The organism is Thermostichus sp. OS-CIW-31, from assembly GCF_054060305.1.
Genome location: NZ_JBSSDA010000004.1, coordinates 25,131 through 44,916, shown reverse-complemented (window position 1 = coordinate 44,916; position 19,786 = coordinate 25,131). Strand labels below are relative to the sequence as shown.

Here is a 19,786-nt window from a genome sequence, read left to right as displayed (position 1 = left end):
CTGGAGAGGACGGTTGTTGCGAACTCTGGCTCTGGCAAAATAGGCGATACCTAGATCAGGAAGATCCTACCGGAGCTTCCGGCACCCAGCTCTACTGCCCCGAAAGAGTCCAGGGTGCTCCCTGTGTCTGTATTGCCTTCCTATACTGAGTAGCAAAGCTCTGCCGAACTCCTATGCAGCCCACCAATCCCAACCAATTTACCGAAAAAGCTTGGAGCGCCATTGTCCAATCCCAAGATGTGGCCCGGCGGCACCAGCAGCAACAGTTGGAAACCGAGCATTTGCTGATCTCCCTTCTGGATCAAGAGGGGGGGCTCACCCAAACCCTCCTGCAACGGGCAGGTATCGATCCGAGGCTGGTGCGGGATAAAGTGGAAAGCTTCATCAACCAGCAGCCCAAGTTGGCGCGGGTGGATCAGCTCTACTTGGGTCGCGGCCTGGAAACCACCCTGGATCGGGCCGAGGAGTTTCGCAAGGAATACGAAGATGACTTCATCTCGGTGGAGCACTTGTTTTTGGGATCCCTGCAAGATGAGCGGGTGGGCAAGCGGGTCTTGGCACCCCTGGGCCTGACGGTAGAGCGCCTCAAACCGGTCATCAAAGAGGTGCGAGGCAAACAGCGGGTCACCGACAAAAACCCCGAATCCCGCTACGAAGCCCTGGAGCGCTATGGCCGCGATCTCACCCAGGCGGCCCGCGAAGGGAAGCTGGATCCGGTGATCGGGCGAGATGACGAGATCCGCCGCGTCATTCAGGTGCTCTCCCGCCGCACCAAAAACAACCCCGTCCTCATCGGCGAACCCGGCGTGGGGAAAACAGCCATTGTGGAGGGCCTAGCCCAGCGCATCAACCGGGGAGATGTGCCGGAGTCTCTGAAAAACCGGCGAGTCATTGCTCTGGACATGGGCGCTCTCATTGCCGGGGCCAAGTACCGCGGGGAATTTGAAGACCGCCTCAAAGCTGTGCTCAAAGAGGTCACTGAATCCGAAGGCCAGATCATCCTCTTCATCGACGAGTTGCACACCGTTGTCGGCGCCGGGGCCGGCGAAGGGGCCATGGATGCCGGCAACTTGCTCAAGCCCATGCTGGCGCGGGGCGAATTGCGCTGTATCGGCGCCACCACCCTGGATGAATACCGCAAGCACATCGAAAAAGATGCGGCCCTAGAACGCCGCTTTCAGCCGGTGTACGTGGATCAGCCTTCGGTGGAAGATACCATCTCCATCCTGCGCGGCCTCAAAGAGCGCTACGAGCTGCACCATGGGGTCAAAATCAGCGACTCCGCCTTGGTGGCAGCAGCAGTGCTCTCCAACCGCTACATCTCCGAGCGCTTCCTGCCCGACAAAGCCATCGACCTGGTGGACGAGGCGGCGGCCAAGCTGAAGATGGAGATCACCTCCAAGCCCGTCGAGCTGGACGAGATCGACCGGCGCATCATGCAACTGCAGATGGAGGAGCTCTCCCTGAAAAAAGAAGATGATGCTGCCTCTAGAGATCGCCTCAGCAAAATTGAGCAGGAGCTGGCCAACCTGACGGAGCGACAACGGGAGTTGAATGCCCGCTGGCAATTTGAAAAAGAGGCTATCGAACGCCTGCAAAGCCTTAAAGCCGAGCGGGACGCCGTCAAGCTTCAAATCGAACAGGCTGAACAAAAATATGACCTCAACCGCGCTGCCGAGCTCAAGTACGGCAAGCTGATGGAATTGGAGCGGCAAATCCAAGAGCAGGAGGCTCACCTGGCCAAGCTGCAGACCAACGGCGAGCCGCTGCTGCGGGAGCAAGTGACTCCTGAAGATATCGCTGAGATCGTCTCCCGCTGGACCGGGATCCCAGTCACCAGCCTGATGGAGTCGGAAAAGCAGAAGCTGCTGCGCCTGGAAGCCCATTTGCACCAGCGGGTGGTGGGCCAAGACGAGGCGGTAGCCGCCGTAGCGGCAGCCATTCGGCGCGCCCGGGCCGGCATGAAGGATCCCAATCGCCCCATCGGCTCTTTCCTGTTCATGGGGCCCACTGGCGTGGGGAAAACCGAGCTGGCCCGTGCTTTGGCGGAGTTCCTCTTCGACACTTCCGAGGCGATGGTGCGCATCGACATGTCCGAGTACATGGAGAAGCACTCGGTCTCTCGTCTAATCGGAGCTCCTCCAGGCTACGTGGGCTACGAAGAAGGCGGGCAGCTCTCCGAGGCGGTGCGGCGACGCCCCTACTCGGTGGTGCTGTTTGACGAGGTGGAAAAAGCCCACCCGGATGTCTTCAACATCCTGCTGCAGGTGCTGGACGATGGCCGCATCACCGACTCCCAAGGGCGGACAGTGGACTTCAAAAACACCATCATCATCATGACCAGCAACATCGGCAGCGACCTCATCCTGGAAATTGGGGCCGATGAAAGCCGCTACGAGGAGATGAAAACTCAGGTGCTGGCCATGCTGCGGCACCACTTCCGACCGGAGTTCCTCAACCGGGTGGACGAGCTGATCATCTTCCACGCCCTCACCAAAGAGCAAATTCGCCAGATTGTCGGCCTGCAAATGCAGCGGGTGGAAAAGCTGCTGGCAGATCAGCAAATCGAGATCCTGCTCACCGAAGAAGCCAAGGACTACCTGGCAGAGGTGGGCTACGACCCAGTGTTCGGGGCCCGTCCCCTGAAGCGGGTGATCCAGCGGGAGATCGAAAATCCCATTGCCACCAAGCTGCTGGAAAACGAGTTCCTACCCGGCGACCGCATTTTGGTGGATGTAGCCAACGAGCGGTTGATCTTCCGCAAGATCGGCTCTCAGCCCAGCCAAGAGCCGCCGGCGGCTGTGGCCGTCAGCTAAGTCGGGGTCCTTCCGTCAAAGCGTAATCACTTGGTCAGGTGGGTTGTCCTTCAAGGCCTCGTAGAGGTCAGGGAAACAGCCCACCTGCACTCCTTTGACGACGTTTTTGGGAACGCACCGAGCTGGCTCTCTGCGCCCGCGTCCTTGAGCGTCGCACCAGCGGGGTTCCCCTTCGGCTAGGTTGCGCTCCAGAGCGCACATGTCACACATCATCAGCAGGATGTTTTGCTCTTGGGCAACTTTGGCCAAGCGCTCGCCAATGGGATCCCCCTGCCGCAAAACAAAGCAGTTGTCGTCGAAAAAGAACATGCCCACCACCTGCGCTCCATGCACCCCTACTTCTAGCTGGGGCAGGATCATCTGGCCCAACTTATAGGTGCCGCAGCGAGGGTGAGTGAACACGTAGGCAACTTTCATGAGGCCCCCTTGCCGTTTTCAATTTTGATTATCAGTAATTATCATTTTCAGAGTAACACGAGTTTCTGGGCCAGAGTTGCCGGACCCAGCAGGCCGAGGTGTGTGGTGATCGGCGAACCAGCCTGAGACCGTTCCTGATGCTTTTGCGCCATCCCGCCCTCAGGCCTGGCTTCTCTCCCACAAAGGGAGAGGGAAGCTAGGATAGGCTACTGCGCCACTTCTGTCCTGCTGCTATCGGAAGCCCTTGCGGGATAGCAGGGATCCCTGGCTAGCGCTGAAACTGAAGAGCCTTTCCCCGCACCGAGGGATCCACCTGGCCGTTTTGAAAGGCAATCTGTCCGCCCACGATCGTGACTAGGGGCCAGCCCACCAATTCCCAGCCCTCGAAGGGACTCCAGCCGCATTTGGTCAGCAGCTCTTCCCGCCGCACCGGTTTGGGTGTGTGGCGATCCACCAGCACCAGGTCGGCGTCGTAGCCCACCTGCAGCCGCCCTTTGTTGGGGATCCGGTAGAGGCGGGCCGGCGCCTCACACATCCACTGCACCACCTGCGCCAGCGTACAGCGGCCCTGCTGCGCTGCAGTCAGCATCAGGGGCAAGGCCGTCTCTACTCCCGGCATACCCGAGGGGGAGTGGGGGTAGGGCTGAGCCTTTTCTTCCAGAGTATGGGGGGCATGGTCAGTGGCAATGCAATCCAGGATCCCGTCCTGCAGCCCCTGCCACAGTTGCTCCGAATTGGGGGGATCCCGCAGGGGGGGGTTCATCTGGGCCAGGGATCCCAGCCGGGCGTAATCGGCGGTGCTGAGCAGCAGGTGCTGAGGGGTCACTTCTGCCGTCACCCAGGCCGGCTTGTGCTGGCGCAGCAGTTCCACCTCTAGGCCGGTGGAGAGGTGCAAAATGTGCAGCCGATGGCGGTAGCGGGTGGCCAAGTCCAAAGCCCGCCGTGAGGCGATCAGGGCCGATTCCTCGTCCTGAATTTGCGAGTGAACGGCTACATCTGTGCGTCCGGCAAACAGGGCCTTACGGGCTTTGATGCGAGACAGATCTTCAGCATGGACGGCAATTAAGAAGTTGGGATCCGTTTCCCCGAAAATCCGCTCCAGCGCCGCCTGATCATCCACCAACAGGGGCCCATGCATGGATCCCATGAAGATTTTGATGCCACAGGCTCCCTGCACCGTTTGCAACTCTTCTAAGTTATCGGCAGTGGCCCCGATGAAAAAGCCGTAATTGACCACACACTTGCTGCCTGCACGGGCCAACTTGTCATCCAGCGTCGCTTGGTCAATCGTCAGCGGGTCGGTGTTGGGCATCTCCAAAAAGCTGGTCACCCCGCCCCGGGCACAGGCCCAGGATCCCGTCTGCAGGTCTTCTTTGTGCTCTCGGCCCGGCTCGCGGAAGTGAACTTGCGGATCGATCACCCCCGGCATCAAGGTATGGCCCTCGGCGTCGATGACCTTGGTCACCCCTTCTGGCGAGAGGTTTTGGCCGATTTGGGCAATGCGCCCCTCCCGCACCAGCACATCCCCCCGCCAGGGATCCCCTTCCGGCACCAGCAGCTCAGCATTTCGGATCAGCAAATCGCCAGACAAAGCTCCGCCCTCCCTCAAAGGCGCTCTCAAGATAAAGACTATTGACTTGGCTCCGCCAGCACAGCCGCATCTGGATCCAGTAAACTACCCGGCTCCGACCGCTAAGCGGTACGGAGCGGGCTTTCAGTAGCCCTGAGCCTGCTCTGCCCTACCAGAGAACAAAACAGGCCCGAACCTCTAGGCTGGTTTACGGCAGCCCCCAAGAGCGCAATCACATTCGCACCATTCAAATCCGCATCCCCTTCCCATCCACAGTGCCCACACTTGAACGACTTACCACTGCGGTAGGATTGCGCAGGATCGGGATGGATGTGTAAACACTTGTGACAGGTCTGCGACGTGTAAGCAGGCGGCACAAGAACCAGAGAAACCCCTGCAACCCTCGCCTTGTATTCCAGAAACTGACGTAGTTGGTAGAACGCCCAACTGTTGGCCCTGCGCCGCTCGGCTTTGCTGCGCGGCTGTTGATTGACTCTTTTCCGGATCCCTGTCAGGTCTTCCAGGGCGATAGCGCTGTTGGTAGCTTTTGCCCTAGAGACAATAGCTTTGGAGATGCGATGATTGACCCACGTTTTTGCTACGCAACGCTGACGCGACTGAAAGCGTCTCTCCTTGCCAGACAGCCGTTGCAACAGTTCTCTGCATCTGCGCCGCGAACTGCGGGTGCCCTTACTGGCTTTGCGTTGAAGTACCGCCCTCAACCGCGAGTGATGGTCTCGGACTTTGTTCAACTGCTGTCCATTCCAGTTATCTCCTTCCGATGTATGAGCAATATCCGTCCTTCCCAAATCCACCCCCAGCACTCTGCCCGTGCCTTGCGGTGGGCACGGTTCCGTTTCCACACAGATTTGAATGGAGTAGAAACCGTCTTTGCGCTTGACCAGAGTGGCGGATTTGGGATTGGAGCCCGCCAGCCGTTCTCTCTGGTAACGGCCAATCGCCAGCTCAAAGCGCTCTCGACCCCCAACCGTGGTCAGCGACACCGACCAGTCTTTCTCGCGGAACGAAAAGATACGAGCGTCGTAGGTAGCGAAGCCCCCTTTGAACGCTTTGACGGGGCGGTTTTTCTGTTGGGCAACTTTACGGGCGCCGGCCAGCCGTCTGCAGACCTGCTGAGCCAAGTTACTGGATAAGCCGAACCGGGCACGGATTTCGCGGTAGCACAGAGACTGGAGCTTAACGGCGTTGGCGACTTTCTCCGGCGTGTTCTGGTTGACCCAATTCAAGGCTTGGCCAAAAGCCTCCAAAGTCGCGTCCAATTTGGCGGCTTGCGACTGGGACGCCTTGAGCTTGCAGGATACGGTCAGGACTTGGGTCATAAGTTCATTGTACTTCATCAAAGCGCATTCCTCCCGGCACTGACCCTACGGGTACAGTGCGGGGCTCCTGCGATTTCTAGCTGACAGATGGGCGATCAGCCGATCCACCAACCGCGAGAGGGTTGCCTGTTCTTCTGGGCTGAGACAGCCGTAGGTTTGCTCCCGCAACTGCCAAATCAGAGGGGGTAAAACGTCTTTCAGCTCCTCCCCTGCAGGTGTGAGGTAGACCCGCCAAATCCGCCGATCCTCAGGATCCCGCTGCCGCCGGATCAGCTCCCGTTTTTCCATGCCATCCAACACCCCGGTCATGGTGCCCCCCAACTGCTGCAGGCGCTCACAAATGGTGGAAGTAGGGATCCCGTCTTCTTCCCAAAGGCAGCAGAGCACCACCCAATGGGAGATGGTCAGGCCAAAAGGCTCCAAATGAGACTGCAACTTCCGCCGCACCAATTGAGACAACAGCCGAATGCGGTAGCCCAGGGAGTTGGGGGCGAGAATGTCATGCCACCGTTCCAGGAAAGCCTGCTTTTCCGATTGAACCATCTCCCCGGTTTGACTGTTTCCCATCGGCGGCCTGGAATGCTCGGAGTCTAAATCGCCCTATTTTATCTTTTACTCAGGAGAGAAGGAGCTTGCGATCCGTTCTGCACGAGTGTATGAGCCATCTCCCACCCTCTCCAGTACAGCCTAGCCCTTGCACAGCCAACGGACGATCTGCAGCCATTGCCGTTGCAAAGGATATCCATCAGGCAACACAGCATTTTCTGGCTTCGCATCAGGCTACAGCCGAGTGGGATCCCTGACAAGCAGAAGATGGGCTTGCCTTGGCCGGAGTCGATAACGCTGGAAAAGGCTGGCACAGAGATTTGCCAAGGCAGTTCGGATGGCACTAGAGTAGCGTCAAGTCTTTTGCCAGCCCGTTGTCCTTTGCAAGTGTCTTTGTGAGGTCATCATGCCGCTTATCCCACAGGGGTTGCGCCCCCATCGTCGTCTCCTCTGGGCAGGGATCCCGTTGGCCGGTGCTTTGGCCTTGGGGGCCTGCTGGAGCAATCGCACGGGTGCCGAAGTCGAGTTTCCCACATCGGCTCAGAATCCTTTCCCCCCCATCCCCACCCCACCGCCGCCGCTGCCTTCCCCAAGTGGGACTCCGGGCCTTCCCCCCTGGTGGCCTCGTGCCCAATCGCCGGAGTGGGAAGATTCCCCTTATGCTCCGGTCTTGTCCGGCTTTTTGCAGGGATTGGCAGCCCAAGGGGGAGCGCTCTCTCAACAGGGGATCCTGCTCTGGACGCCGGAAGGGGAGCTGTTGGCGGAGCATGGGCTGGATCGACCTTTGCCGGTGGGAGCCTTGGATCAGTTGGCCATCAGCTTGATGGCCCTGGAGACTTGGGGTTACGAGCATCGCTTTGAGACCCGCTTCTACACCACAGGCCATCGGTTGGGCCATCGCTTGACGGGAGATTTGATCCTGGTGGGTGGCGGGGATCCCTATTTCACGGAAGCGAATGTGGCAGAGCTGGCCCGCCATTTGCATAGCCTCAACATTCGCCAGATCGACGGGGATGTGAAGGTGTTGCCCCCCTTCCGTTTGCTGGGCCAACCCGATCCTTTGGGCGGCGCTCAGCGTTTGGCAGAACTCCTCAGCAATACTCAACAACCCCATCCGGTTGTCATTCGCGGCTCGGTGTCAACCCTGACAGCCCTGCCCGCGGACGCCCACTGCCTGGCCAGCTACACCTCGCTACGGCTGGGATCCCTGTTGCAGATCCTCAATGGCAGCAACGACCGAGCCATGGCAGAAGCCCTGTTGGCGGAACTGGGGGGCGAAACAGCCCTGCTGGAGTACCTGCGGCAGCGGTTGGTGGCTCAGCCCATTTCCCGCCTGGATTCCCAAATGGCCCCCGCCGAGCAAGACATTCGCCTGGGGCAAAGAGGGCGAGCGCTGTACCTTTCCCCCCGCGCCCTAGCTCATCTCTGGGAACACCTGGTAGATTTCACAGATGGGGATCCGACTCGGATCTTGCCCAGAGCGGGCACTGGCCACAGCACCCTGCGGGCGCGCACCTTGCCCCCAGGCACGGCTGCTCAGGTGGGATCCGCTGCGGATCGGCTGATGACGATGGGGCAGCTGCCGAATGGCATCCACTTTGTCCTGCTCAACCAAGGTCCTGACCTGGGCATTTTGCGCCAGCAACAGGATCAGTTTCTGCAGGATGTGGTGGTCATTTCTGAGCCTCTCCGCCGCTAATGCTGACCTCAATTCGAACTTAATTTGAGATACAGCTCTCCCCCCACTTTCCCCATAGGAGGCGGAAGCTCAAGACCCCAGAGCCCCACAGGTTAGGAACAGGGTCAATTCATTTAAGAATGAGACGGCCCTGCAGCTAAGAAGGCATGGAGGTAGACCTCAGGAGGAAGCTTAGACCTGAGAGAGAGTCATAGGGTATGTCCAGGAAGGGAGCAGTTGCACGGATGAACAAGGTTAGTCGTGCAACAGTTTATCGCTGGCTGAACCGAGAAGACCTGAGGCCGACAAAAGTCAAGACCCGCAAGCGCAAGATAGACTCGGCTGCCCTGCAGCAAGACGGAGACCAGTACCCAGAAGCTCGACTGAAGGATAGAGCCCGGTCTGGCGTCCAACCCGTCCTGCCAGCGGGACGGAGTCCTCGCGCTATTGACTGTGCTCTTGAGAATGAGAAGGTGAAAGTAGCACAAAAAAAGAGTTATGGTCATTTCAATTAAACCAGGAGACTGCGCCCACACCTAAAACTTTGAATGCACGGGGCCATAGGGCTTTTCTCAATGGCCCAGGCAATGGCTCAGGCGTCTCACCCTAACCTGAAATGACTACCCGAAATGACCATAAGTACCTGTTTTTCTCCGACAATTGACTTTTGCTGCTGATGCAAACTCTTTGGCAGACCATCGCCCGGCACCTTTCAGAAGCAACAGGGGATCCCATCCAGCCCCTACAGTATCGTTCTGTGGGCGGAGGCAGCATCAACGCCACCTATCGGTTTTCCTGCGCTTCCCAAAGCCCTCTTGCAGAAGGGGTAAAAGACTACTTCGTCAAATTGGCCCGTGGGGGAGAAAGGGCGCTGGAGATGTTTGCAGCGGAAGCTGCGGGCTTGCAAACCCTAGCGGCTGCCCAGGCCATTCGCGTGCCCCAGCCCATCATCTGGGGATCCGTAGGAGAGCAGGCCTACTTGGTGCTGGAATACCTGGAGCTAACCTCGCCCCGTCCGCAGACTGCGGGTTTGTTGGGATCCCAGTTGGCCCAGTTGCACCGCACCCTATCCCCCAACGGCAGCTACGGTTGGGAGCGCGACAACACCATCGGCTCTACGCCTCAGATCAACAGTTGGCGGCAGAATTGGCCGGATTTTTATCGGGAACAGCGGCTGCTCTACCAGGTGAAATTGGCTTGCCAACAGGGGTATCGCGGCACGTGGGTGGCCCAAGCCGAACGGGTAATGGCGGAGCTGGAAGCCTTTTTTCAGGACTACAGGCCAGAACCCGCTCTGTTGCATGGAGATCTGTGGGGCGGCAACTACGGGGCCTTGGCCGATGGATCCCCGGTGATTTTCGATCCGGCCACCTACTACGGGGATCGGGAGACGGATCTGGCGATGACAGAATTGTTTGGGGGCTTTCCAGCCGAGTTCTATCGGGCTTATCAGCAGGCCTACCCCTTGGACGAGGGGTATCCCCACCGCAAGCCCCTCTACCAGCTCTACCACTGGCTCAACCATCTCAACCTGTTTGGAGAGGGCTACCTGGCCTCGGTGCAGCGGGCTTTGCGGCAATGTCTGCGCTTCCTTGGATAATAGGTTGCATGTCCATTCCCAAGCTCCCGAGGGGCCGGGAGTGAGGGTTCCAAGCGTGTCTGGATTGGCCAGCTAGGAGGTCTTCTCCGGCGACGACTCCCCTGCCATAACCACAGCCCCCATGTCCCCCAACAGGCGCGACTGGTTGCGCAATACTCCCAGCAAATTGAGCCGGCTGGCCCGTCGCACAGGATCCGGATCCATCACCAAAACGGCTTCAAAAAACTGGGCTACCTGAGGGGCTGCTGCTTGCAGAGCTTCCACCAAGGGGACAAAGTCTCCCTGAAGGGCTGGCTCCACCCCCAGGCGATAGACCTTCTGGCAAGCCTCGTACAACTCCCTTTCTGCCGCCTCCTGCAACTGGTCGGGATCCACGGCGGCTGCCGGATCCACCACGGCGTAGTCCAAGTCCCCTTGGGCTGCCAGGCGGGCGCAGCGATTGAGGGTGGGATAGAGATCCGCCAATTCCCCGGTGGCCCGCAGGTGTTGCAGGTACTCCGCCCGCAGCAGGGTCAAGGGCAGGTTGCCCAGGGCCCGCAAGGTGAGTTCGGCCTTCTGGGGATCCTCGGTTTTGACCGACTCGGGATCCCCCACCACAGCCCTGACCAAGTCGTAATCAATCCGCTTTTCCTCCTGCAAAAGGGTCTGTATCCGTTGGGCCAAAAACTCCTGCAAGGCTCGCAAGGTGTGGACATCGCCAAAGGCATAGTCCTGCACCACGCTCTGCAACAGCAAGTTGAAGTCAAAAGTCCAGCCGGCATCCCAGGCAACCAGCACCAGGCTGTTGGCGGCCCGCCGCAAGGCAAAGCGATCCGAGGAGCCGGTGGGGATCCGCCCCAAGCGAAACATGCCCACCAAGGTATCCAGGCGATCTGCCCAGCCCACCACCCGCCCCGTCAGTGCTGTGGGCAAAGCGTCCCCCGCTCCCAAAGGCCAGTAGTGTTGCTCAATCCCCTCGGCTACCGCCTCCGGTTCCCCATCCTGCCGAGCGTAGTCGGCCCCCATGATCCCCTGCAGCTCGGGGAATTCGTACACCATTTGGGTAACCAGATCCGCCTTGCACAGGTAAGCCGTGCGCTCCACCAGCGCTTGTTCCTGGGGATCCAAGTTCAGGGCAGCGGCAATGAGGCGGCTGATGTGGCGGATGCGCTCCACCTTGTCCCGCATGGAGCCCAGCCCTTCGGCAAAAGTAACCGCCTGCAGGCGTTCCACCCGCTGCGCCAAGGGGATCCGCCGATCCTCCTCGTAGAAAAAGCGGGCATCCGCCAGGCGCGCCCGCACCACACGGCTGTTGCCTGCCCCGATCCGCTCCGATTGCCGGGGGTCGCCGTTGGAGATGGTGATGAAATAGGGCAGCAATTTTCTGGGATCCCGGCCATCCCGTACTGGGAAGTAGCGCTGGTGAGTGATCATCACCGTCTCGATCACCGCAGGGGGCAAGCGCAAAAACTCTGGCTCAAAGCGCCCCAAAACCGCCGTCGGCCACTCCACCAAGTGCACCACCTCCCGCAGCAAAGGAGCAGGGATCTGGGCTTCCCCATTCACTTGCCTGGCCAGCTTGGTTACCTCGGCCTGAATGTATGCCTCTCGCGCTGTTGGATCGGGGCTGACCCCCGCCTCTTGCATTTGCTGAACGTAGCTCTCGGCCCGCTCCAGGACAACCTGCTGGGATCCCAAAACGCGGTGCCCCCGGCTCACCCGCCCCGCCACTAAGCCCGGCATGGAATTGTCCTCGTGGGTCGGCAGCAGCAAAGGCAGCACCTGATCATCCCAAAGGGAGACCAGCCAGCGGATGGGGCGCGGAAACTTCAGATCCCCGCAGGCCCAGCGCATCAGCCGTTCACCACTCAAGTTGGTAATCCAGGCGGGTGCCAGTTCCTGGAGCACAGCTGCCGTCGGCCGGCCTCGCACCCGCTGCACCGCAAACACAAAGGATCCCTTGCCCACTTGCCGGATTTCCAGGCTGCCGGGATCCACCCCTTGTTTTTGGGCAAATTTTTCCCCGGCAGGAGTGAGCTGGCCATCTTGGTAGGCGACCTGAACCGGTGGCCCCTTCACCTCCAAAGTGCGATCCGGCTGCTGGGTGGGCAACCCCTGCAACAGAACCGCCAGGCGGCGCGGCGTACCGAAAAGCTGCATCTGCTCCGCTTGCAAATGGGCCTCCGCCAAAGAGGCCGGGATCCCGGTTCGCCACTGCTCCAGAGCCGAATCCACAAAACTGGCCGGGAGCTCTTCACAGCCGACTTCTAGCAAATAGGCAACCATACTCCTGTGCTCCGCAGGGCACTATCCCCACTTCCTCAATCAACATAGTCTATGGCTCTGGGCCTCCCTTCTGGCTCACGACTGCTCCGAACCTGGGGTATCCCAGTTTACCAGGGGAGCCGGGGCGTCGTTGAGACAAGAGCTCCAGTCCGCCAGACAACACCCCAATGCCATCCCTGTCAAGTGGGCTCTGCGGCCGCCAGAACCCCATCTCCTTGGCGCAAGGGATGAGCTGAATCCCGCGGCAAATGCACCACAATGATGGGAAGGCTGGGTCGGTTGCGGGCGATGGTCTCCGGCTCTCGGCCCAGGCGCGACCGGTTGCCGGTTTCGCTGGGAACCAATACCAACACATCTCCTGGCTGCAGCGCTTTAAAGACTTCCGCCACCACCCCCCCCTGCACCCGCTGAACCGGCAAGTGGGCATAGCTTTCTGCCGGCAAGGCTGGGGAGCGTTCCCGCCCAGGTCGGGTTTGCACCAGCAGGATCTGCAAACCTGCTTTCAATTCGCCGGCCAGCGTTTGCGCCAGCCCAAGGGTCTGCTGCAGGGATCCGGGAGAGACCTCCAGCTCCGGTGCAACCAAGAGGATGCGGCGTGCTGTCTCGATGGGTACCGGAAACCGCGTAATCAAGACTGGGATCCCCACCTGCCGCACCACCGCGTCGATGATGCTGCCGAAAAAGTTCTCTGTATAGGTGGAGTAGCCCTTCCAGCCCAGGATCACCAAGGTCGCCTGCCGTTCCGCCGCCGAGCGAATGATCCCTTTTTCCACCGAGTCATCCACCCGCCGAATCGGCTCCACTCGGGTCACGGCGCTGTGGGCCAGAGCTTCTGCGAAAGTCAGCAACTGCTCCTGCCGGGCCAGGGCTGCCGGCGAGATCCCGGCGCGGTCAGACAAAACATGCAGCGGCAGCAGCGTTCCCCCATCTTTTTTGGCCAAAATCAAAGCCAACTGTAACAGGTTCCTCTCAGTATCCGGGTTGGCCACCGGCACCAAGACGCGAGCTCCCCAATCCGGCTTGGGCAATTCGGTGGACTCTGCGGCCACCTCGGTGGGCTGCATTTGCTCTCCCCAGCGGGCCACAATCCAAGGCGAGGCAACACAGGTCACGAGGATCATGGCAATGGTGCCGTTCACCGTCAGCTCATCCACCAACTTCACCTGAAAAGCCACCGTGATGGCCGCCAGGGTAGCCGCCGCCTGAGCCATCGACAGGCCGAACATAACCATAGCGCTGGCAAAGCGCCAGCCAAACAGTTGGGCCGGGATCCAAGCGGCCAGAAACTTGCTCACCACCTCCGCTGCAATCATCACTCCGCCCACCAGCAGCGTGCGCGGCTCCCCCAAGAGAATACCGGGATTGATCAGCATCCCCACCGAGATCAAGAAGAAAGGCACAAACAGGGTGTTGCCGATAAACTGAATCCGGTTCATCAGGGGGCTGAGAGGCGGGATGATAGGGGTGATGGCCGTCCCGGCCAGAAAGGCTCCCACCACCGGCTCAATGCCGATCAACCCCGCTCCGTAGGCCACCACAAACAAAGTGGCGATCACGAAAGTAAACTCTGCTCCCTCGTCGTGACCAAAGCGTTGAAAGAACCAACTGCCCAGCTTAGGCACCCCCCACAGGGTGGCAAACGTGTAGAGGGCAATGGAAGGGATCAACGTCAGCCAAAATTGCAGCGTCAGCTCCCCTTGGTGGGCGCGCACCACCACCGCCAACACCAATAACGCCAGGACATTCGTGATAAGGGTGGCCCCCAAAGTTGCCCTCACCGTCTGCAGGCGCATCAACCCCAGCTTCGAGATGATGGGCAGACCGATCAGGGTGTGAGAGGCAAAACAAGAGGCCACCAGCACCGCCGCCAGAAAGCCATACCCAATGGCCAACATGGCTGCTGTGCCGATGAGCATGGGCAACAGAAAGGTGAGCGCCCCGAAGATGGTGGCCTTCCCGGCATTGAGCTTCAAATCTTCCAGACTGGTCTCCAGCCCCGCCATGAACATGAGAAACAACAGCCCCACCGTGCCCAGCAGGATGATGGTCTCGTCCCGCCGCAAGATGCCCAAGCCGTAGGGCCCCACCACCAGCCCAGCCAAGATTAACCCGATGATCCCCGGCAGGCGCAGCCGCTCAAATAGCAAGGGAGCCACCAGCATGATGGTCAGGATGATCAAAAACACCAGCACCGGATTCTCAACGGGGCCAATTATGGCTAGAGGGATCCCCGAAATTTGCAGCCAGTTAGCCAGCATAAATACCCGACAGACAGCTAATGAACAGACCCGGCAAAGCGCCCGCATGAGTCTATCAGATCCCTCCAGATCCAAGTAGCTCTCGATGCCCCACAGACTTTGTCCGGCCTTCAATTACTGGCAGGGCGTTTAATAAGTACTTAAAAGCACATCAAATACATTGGGAATGAAGACTGCTGGGCAGGGATGGCCGGAGAAAGGCAAGAGAAACTCCCGAGAAACACGCATTAAAATCAGAGGGTACATGCTCCTAGGCTGCCTATGCACCAGCTTGCTCCTGGAAAAGTAATCGGCCAGCGCTATCAACTGGTTCACAGCATTGCAGCGGGCGGCATGGGGCAGGTGTTCAAGGCAGTCGATACGCGCCTGTTCAACCGTCCGGTAGCGGTAAAGCTGTTGCACCAAAACTTGGCAGGCGATGACAACACCCGACGCCAGTTGCACAAACGTTTTCAGCAGGAAATTCGCATCAGCACGTTGTTGGGGGAGCACCCTGCCATTGTTAAGGTGCTGGATTACGGTCTAGAGAACGACCAACCTTACCTGGTGATGGAATACCTAACGGGGCGCAGTTTGGGGGAGCTGATGCTCAAGCAGCCGGTGCTGCCGCCTCAACAGGTGGTGAGGATTGCCCGCCAAGTGTGTGCCGGTCTCTATTACGCCCACAACCTAGAGACCGAGCAGGATGGCCATCTCATCAAGGGGGTGATCCATCGCGACATCAAACCCAGCAACCTCTTCGTCCTGAAAGATGAAACCCTGGGGGAGACCGTCAAAATCTTGGATTTCGGCATTGCCAAGCTCCTCAGCGACGTTTCCCTTGCCCTCGGCACCCAGACCACCGGCTTTTTGGGTACGGTGCGCTATGCCTCTCCCGAACAGGTGCGCGGGGAAGCCCTGGATGCCCGCTCGGATATCTACTCGCTTGGCGTAGTGCTCTACCGCATGTTGACCGGGCAACAACCTCTGCGACCCAAGAGCGATTCTTTCCCCGGCTGGTACGAGGCCCACAATTACCAGCAGCCCCAACCCTTCAATCGCGCAAATTTGCCCTATGAAATTCCGCTGCAGCTGGAACAGGTGGTGCTCTCCTGTCTGGCCAAAGATCCCGACCAGCGGCCCCAAGATATGAAGGTTCTCAGCGCCCAATTGGAGGGATCCCTGCGCTCCCAGAGCGCTGCCGGCTCTTCCCTCGCGTCCCCCCCAGCCGCACCCATCTTCTCCGAGCGTACCCTAGCGGCGGTAGATGCAGGGCAGTCGGGCACACACCTGCTCAGTACCCAGGCAGAGCCCGAGGCCAAGCCGTTTCCCCTCTGGGCTGGGATAGCCCTTTTTGTTGTCATTGCGGGGAGCACCTTCTGGGGCCTGCGTCTGCTGTTGGATCCGGGCCCAGGCAGCGAAAGACCGCCTGCTGCCCCCGAACGCCCCCTTCCAGTCGGCGGTGCAGAGCACCCTGAGCGGGATCCCTCAGCCACTCCTGAACCTCTGCTGGACTGGCTGCTACGGGATCCGGAGGGCAAACCGGTGTTTGAGGATGATCCCGCCCCAGATCTGGGAATCGGTGAGTCCGCAAGCGAGCCCACACCCAGGCCAGCGGCAACTCCAGAGGCAGTGTCCTCTACCCCTCAGCCCCCTGCTCCAACTCAGCAGGTGTCACCTCCTCCTCCAGCCCCTGCTGTGCCTCCACCCCGACCGGTTGCAGTGCCCACACCCCCTGCTCCACCTTCTCCAGCCCCTGTCCCAGCCAAACCTCTCCCCCCGCCGCCCATCAATCAACCTTTGTTTCCCCAAGTGAACCGGGTTGCTCCAACTTCTGCTCCCCTTGCAGCCCCTCCAACCCAACCTCCCACCCCTGGCTTTCTGGAGCGATTGCGCGAGGAGCGAGAACGCTTGGGGAAAGACTAGGCGCAAAAAAGGGATCCCCAAGGATCCCTTCGCAAACAGAGACATAGGGCTAGTCTTCGATGGGATCCCCCGTCAAGGGATCCCAGAACAGGTGGAGTCAGGCGGCAGCCAGCCGGGCATTGGCGGCATCCCAGTTCACCAAGTGCTCCAGGTAGGCATTGATGAAGTCAGGCCGCCGGTTTTGGTAATCCAGGTAGTAGGCGTGCTCCCACACATCCAAGGTGAGCAGGGGCGTTTGACCGTGAACCAGCGGATTTTCGGCATTGGGGGTTTTGGTAACCTTCAGCGTGCCATCCTCCAGCACCAGCCAAGCCCAACCACTGCCAAACTGGGTGGCAGCCGCCGTCTTGAAAGCCTCGACAAACTTGTCGTAGCTGCCGAAATCGGCGTTGATCTTGTCGGCGATAGGCCCGGTAGGCGCACCTCCCCCGCCCGGCTTCATGGATTCCCAGAAAAAGGTGTGGTTCCAAACTTGGGCGGCATTGTTGAAGATACCCACTTTGTCAGGATCCCCAAAGGTGGCCTTGATGATTTCTTCCAGAGACTTGTTGGCCAGATCGGTGCCCTCGATGAGCTTGTTCAGGTTGGCTACGTAGGCCGCGTGGTGCTTGCCGTGGTGGAAGGAAAACGTTTCTGCCGACATGTAGGGCTTCAGCGCGTCGGCAGGATAGGGCAGAGCCGGGAGTTCAAAAGCCATAATCGTCTGTCCTCTGTGTCTTGTGCAAGGAATGCAAGAAAGAACGCGGTGAAGGGTCAGGAGAACCAGAAAAAGGCGTTACCTTTCTTTGCAGTTTTAGTGTAACTCAGAATCAGTACGCGCTGGGATCCCTTGGACACCTCGATTCCGGTTGGAACCCTGCTCGACCCCAGAGAGGTGGAATCGCGGCTGTCTCAGCGCAATTGCCGATAACCACTTGTTGGCCAGCGGTTGGAAAAGCGAGATGTCCCAGCTACAGAGGGCTAACGGGATCCCTCCCGCAACAGCTCGATCAGCAGGGGAGCGACATCCCTGAGCAGGGGGATCAAAACAGCCGTGATGGCGGCGATGGTCACTACATTGCGGGTGAAGTTGAGGGTATCGCGGCTGAGCTGGAAAAACCGCTCGTCCCAGCGTTTGACCTCGGCCTCCAGACGTTCTTCGGCGCCAGCAATGCGTTCCTCGGCTTTGGCAATGCGTTCCTCGGCTCTGGCAATGCGCTCCTCGGTGCCGGCAATGGTTTGCATCAGCTCTTGGTTTTGCCGGGCCAGTTGGGCGATGGCCTGAGCGTTGGCCTCGACAGTGCGCTCGATGCGCGCCAGCCGCTCCTCGCTGTAGGTCATGGTCGGGGAGGGGGAAATTGATGCGGGCTGGGGAAGTCCTGAGGTGGGATCCCTTGCAGAGCCTCAGTCATAAAGCGCTTCCAGGTGGGGGCAACAAAGGCCCCGCCGGCGGTGCCGGGCAGCATGGGGGAGTTGTTGTCGTTGCCAATCCAAATGGCGGTAGACAGTTGCGGCACATAGCCGATGAACCAAGCGTCGCGGAAATCAGAGGTGGTGCCGGTTTTGCCGGCTACAGGTCGCCCATCGTCCAGACGAGCTGCCCTCCCGGTGCCTTGGGTCACCACCCCTTTGAGGATTTGGTTGAGCGTAGCCACCGCCCAGGGATCCAAAACCCGCTGCGGCTGAGGCCTGGCCTCGAAGAGGATTTGGCCGTTGCGATCCACCACCTGGGCCAAGAGGGTCGGCTCCACCCGATATCCGCCATTGGCAAAGACCGCATAGCTGGCCGCCATCTCCAGGGGGCTGACGCTGGCCGAGCCCAGAGCTGTAGCCAAGTTGGGAAACATCTCGGCACTGATGCCGGTGGCCTGAGCCGCTGCGATGACGTTGCGGATCCCAACATCATCGGCCAACTTGACCGTGGGCACGTTGCGGGAGAGCTCCAAAGCCCGAGCAAAGGTGAGGGAGCCATAGAAGGTGTTGTCGTAGTTTTTCGGGCTGTAGGGTGGCGAGCCGGGATAGGTGACGGGGGTATCTTCCAAGATGCTGCCGGGTGAATAGCGCCCGCTGGCCAGAGCCGCGTAGTACACATAGGGCTTAAAGGTGGATCCCGTTTGGCGAAACGCCTGGGTGGCGCGGTTAAATTGGCCCCGCTGAGCGTTGATCCCGCCCACAATGGCTTTCACATAGCCGGTACGGGGATCCACTGCCGCCAAAGCCATTTGATCGGCACGACGAGCTGCCCCAATGCGGGGGCCATCTTCATTGACAATGCGCTGGGCAAGGCGCTGCAGACGCAGATCGATGGTGGACTGAACCCGCAGACCTCCTTGCATTAGAGCTTGTTCCCCATAGCGGCGCCGCAGCTCCGCCTCAATGGCGTCGGTAACTGCTGGGGCGTTACTTTGAAAGGAGGTAATGCGGCCTAAGGTCAGCTTTTGCTCCCGCGCCGCCTGGGCTTCCTCGGAGGTAATCCACTTCAGCTCCACCAGACGATCCAGCACCAGGTGTTGCCGCCGTTTGGCTCCCTCCAGGTTGCGAAAGGGGCTGAGGGTTTCCGGGGCCGGCAGGATCCCAGCCAACATCGCCGCTTCAGCCAAGTTCAGTTCAGACGCATCCTTGTTGAAGTAGCTGCGGGCCGCCGCCTGGATGCCGTAGAGATTGTGCCCCCAGTACACCTGGTTGAGGTACATCTCCAGGATCTCGTCTTTGCTGAAGACCTGTTCTAGGCGCACCGCCAACACGATCTCGGCGACTTTACGGCTGAGGGTACGCTCCGGCCTCAAAAACAGGTTCTTGACCAACTGCATTGTCAGGGTGGATCCCCCCCCCGCCGAGCCTATACCCCCCTCCACACTGCCTAGGATCGCCCGGCCCAAGCTGACCGGATTAATGCCTGGATGGGTGTAAAAGTGGCTGTCTTCAATGGCCAGCAAGGCCTTTTTCATCTCCGGCGAGACCTGTTCAAGGGAGATCACTTCCCGGTTGGCCTCCCCGTGTAGGCTGGCAATGGGCTCGCCCCGAATATCGACAATGTGGGTGGTGGCAATGGGCACGTAATCCCGCAATTGATGCACGTCCGGCAAGTTGCGGAAGCTAATGGCCAGCCCCACCAATCCGGCAGCCGTTGCCGTGGATCCCAAGAGCAGGGATCCCAGCAACAGATTGCCCACCACACCGGCAACCTGGGCAATCCGGGAGGGGCGGGTGGGTGGGGTATAGTCGGCATGCTCGTCAAACCCCGATCCGGAAAAAGGGGAATTGGAGACACGCTCCAACCCCGGCTTTCTCGCCCGGCGGGCCAATGGTCTGCGACCGTAGGTCACGTCAAAAACCCTGTCACGTCCGTGTTGCAAAGCAACAACAAGCTAGACCCATTATAGGGCGGCGTCTATTGGGGCAGCAGGATGGC

Annotated in this window: 14 protein-coding genes; 5 read left to right on the top strand and 9 right to left on the bottom strand. The window is 59.7% G+C overall.

Translation table 11 applies throughout. The features are described from left to right. Positions 1-173: 173 nt before the first annotated feature. On the top strand, positions 174-2,816 hold the full coding sequence (gene clpB / locus ACVWY9_RS03670) for an ATP-dependent chaperone ClpB (RefSeq protein ID WP_414398779.1): 2,643 nt from the start codon (positions 174-176) through the stop codon (positions 2,814-2,816). 15 nt (positions 2,817-2,831) lie between these two features. On the opposite strand, the gene ACVWY9_RS03665 is transcribed toward clpB, so the two are convergent. The 4 genes from ACVWY9_RS03665 to ACVWY9_RS03650 form a co-directional block, all read right to left on the bottom strand. Beyond that, entirely contained in the window at positions 2,832-3,233 is a 402-nt protein-coding gene (locus ACVWY9_RS03665; RefSeq protein WP_457387544.1) for a SaoD/DsrE family protein, read from the bottom strand. Between the two features lie 268 nt (positions 3,234-3,501). Beyond that, positions 3,502-4,824 (bottom strand): dihydroorotase, encoded by a 1,323-nt coding sequence (locus ACVWY9_RS03660; protein WP_457387543.1) that lies wholly within the window; start codon positions 4,822-4,824, stop codon positions 3,502-3,504. A 101-nt stretch (positions 4,825-4,925) separates the two neighbouring features. Then, entirely contained in the window at positions 4,926-6,143 is a 1,218-nt protein-coding gene (locus ACVWY9_RS03655) for an RNA-guided endonuclease InsQ/TnpB family protein (RefSeq protein ID WP_457387590.1), read from the bottom strand. Between the two features lie 45 nt (positions 6,144-6,188). Then, entirely contained in the window at positions 6,189-6,686 is a 498-nt protein-coding gene (locus ACVWY9_RS03650; RefSeq protein WP_457387589.1) for a MarR family winged helix-turn-helix transcriptional regulator, read from the bottom strand. 409 nt (positions 6,687-7,095) lie between these two features. On the opposite strand from ACVWY9_RS03650, the gene ACVWY9_RS03645 reads away from it, so the two are divergent. The 3 genes from ACVWY9_RS03645 (at position 7,096) to ACVWY9_RS03635 (ending at position 9,967) form a co-directional block, all read left to right on the top strand. Continuing rightward, on the top strand, positions 7,096-8,388 hold the full coding sequence (locus ACVWY9_RS03645) for a D-alanyl-D-alanine carboxypeptidase (protein ID WP_457387542.1): 1,293 nt from the start codon (positions 7,096-7,098) through the stop codon (positions 8,386-8,388). A 197-nt stretch (positions 8,389-8,585) separates the two neighbouring features. After that, entirely contained in the window at positions 8,586-8,882 is a 297-nt protein-coding gene (locus tag ACVWY9_RS03640) for an IS630 transposase-related protein (protein WP_414342861.1), read from the top strand. Positions 8,883-9,043: 161 nt separating this feature from the next. Continuing rightward, positions 9,044-9,967, top strand: a complete 924-nt coding sequence (locus ACVWY9_RS03635) for a fructosamine kinase family protein (protein ID WP_457387541.1) — start codon at positions 9,044-9,046, stop codon at positions 9,965-9,967. Between the two features lie 72 nt (positions 9,968-10,039). Here ACVWY9_RS03635 and glyS read toward each other — a convergent pair whose 3' ends face one another. Next, positions 10,040-12,232 (bottom strand): glycine--tRNA ligase subunit beta, encoded by a 2,193-nt coding sequence (gene glyS, locus ACVWY9_RS03630; RefSeq protein ID WP_457387540.1) that lies wholly within the window; start codon positions 12,230-12,232, stop codon positions 10,040-10,042. Positions 12,233-12,411: 179 nt separating this feature from the next. Beyond that, positions 12,412-14,490, bottom strand: a complete 2,079-nt coding sequence (locus tag ACVWY9_RS03625) for a cation:proton antiporter domain-containing protein (protein ID WP_457387539.1) — start codon at positions 14,488-14,490, stop codon at positions 12,412-12,414. Between the two features lie 261 nt (positions 14,491-14,751). On the opposite strand from ACVWY9_RS03625, the gene ACVWY9_RS03620 reads away from it, so the two are divergent. Continuing rightward, positions 14,752-16,395: a serine/threonine protein kinase gene (locus ACVWY9_RS03620; protein WP_457387538.1), complete on the top strand. Its 1,644-nt coding sequence runs from the start codon at positions 14,752-14,754 to the stop codon at positions 16,393-16,395. A 97-nt stretch (positions 16,396-16,492) separates the two neighbouring features. Here the strand turns inward: ACVWY9_RS03620 and ACVWY9_RS03615 are convergent, their stop codons facing one another. The 3 genes from ACVWY9_RS03615 to ACVWY9_RS03605 form a co-directional block, all read right to left on the bottom strand. After that, on the bottom strand, positions 16,493-17,092 hold the full coding sequence (locus ACVWY9_RS03615) for a superoxide dismutase (protein ID WP_011434074.1): 600 nt from the start codon (positions 17,090-17,092) through the stop codon (positions 16,493-16,495). Positions 17,093-17,355: 263 nt separating this feature from the next. Next, the gene (locus ACVWY9_RS03610; protein WP_414418597.1) at positions 17,356-17,715 is read right to left on the bottom strand and encodes a hypothetical protein; all 360 of its coding nucleotides are present in this window, start codon (positions 17,713-17,715) and stop codon (positions 17,356-17,358) included. After that, entirely contained in the window at positions 17,712-19,700 is a 1,989-nt protein-coding gene (locus tag ACVWY9_RS03605) for a transglycosylase domain-containing protein (RefSeq protein WP_457387537.1), read from the bottom strand. Before ACVWY9_RS03605 ends, ACVWY9_RS03610 begins: the two co-directional genes overlap by 4 nt. Between the last annotated feature and the right edge of the window lie 86 nt (positions 19,701-19,786).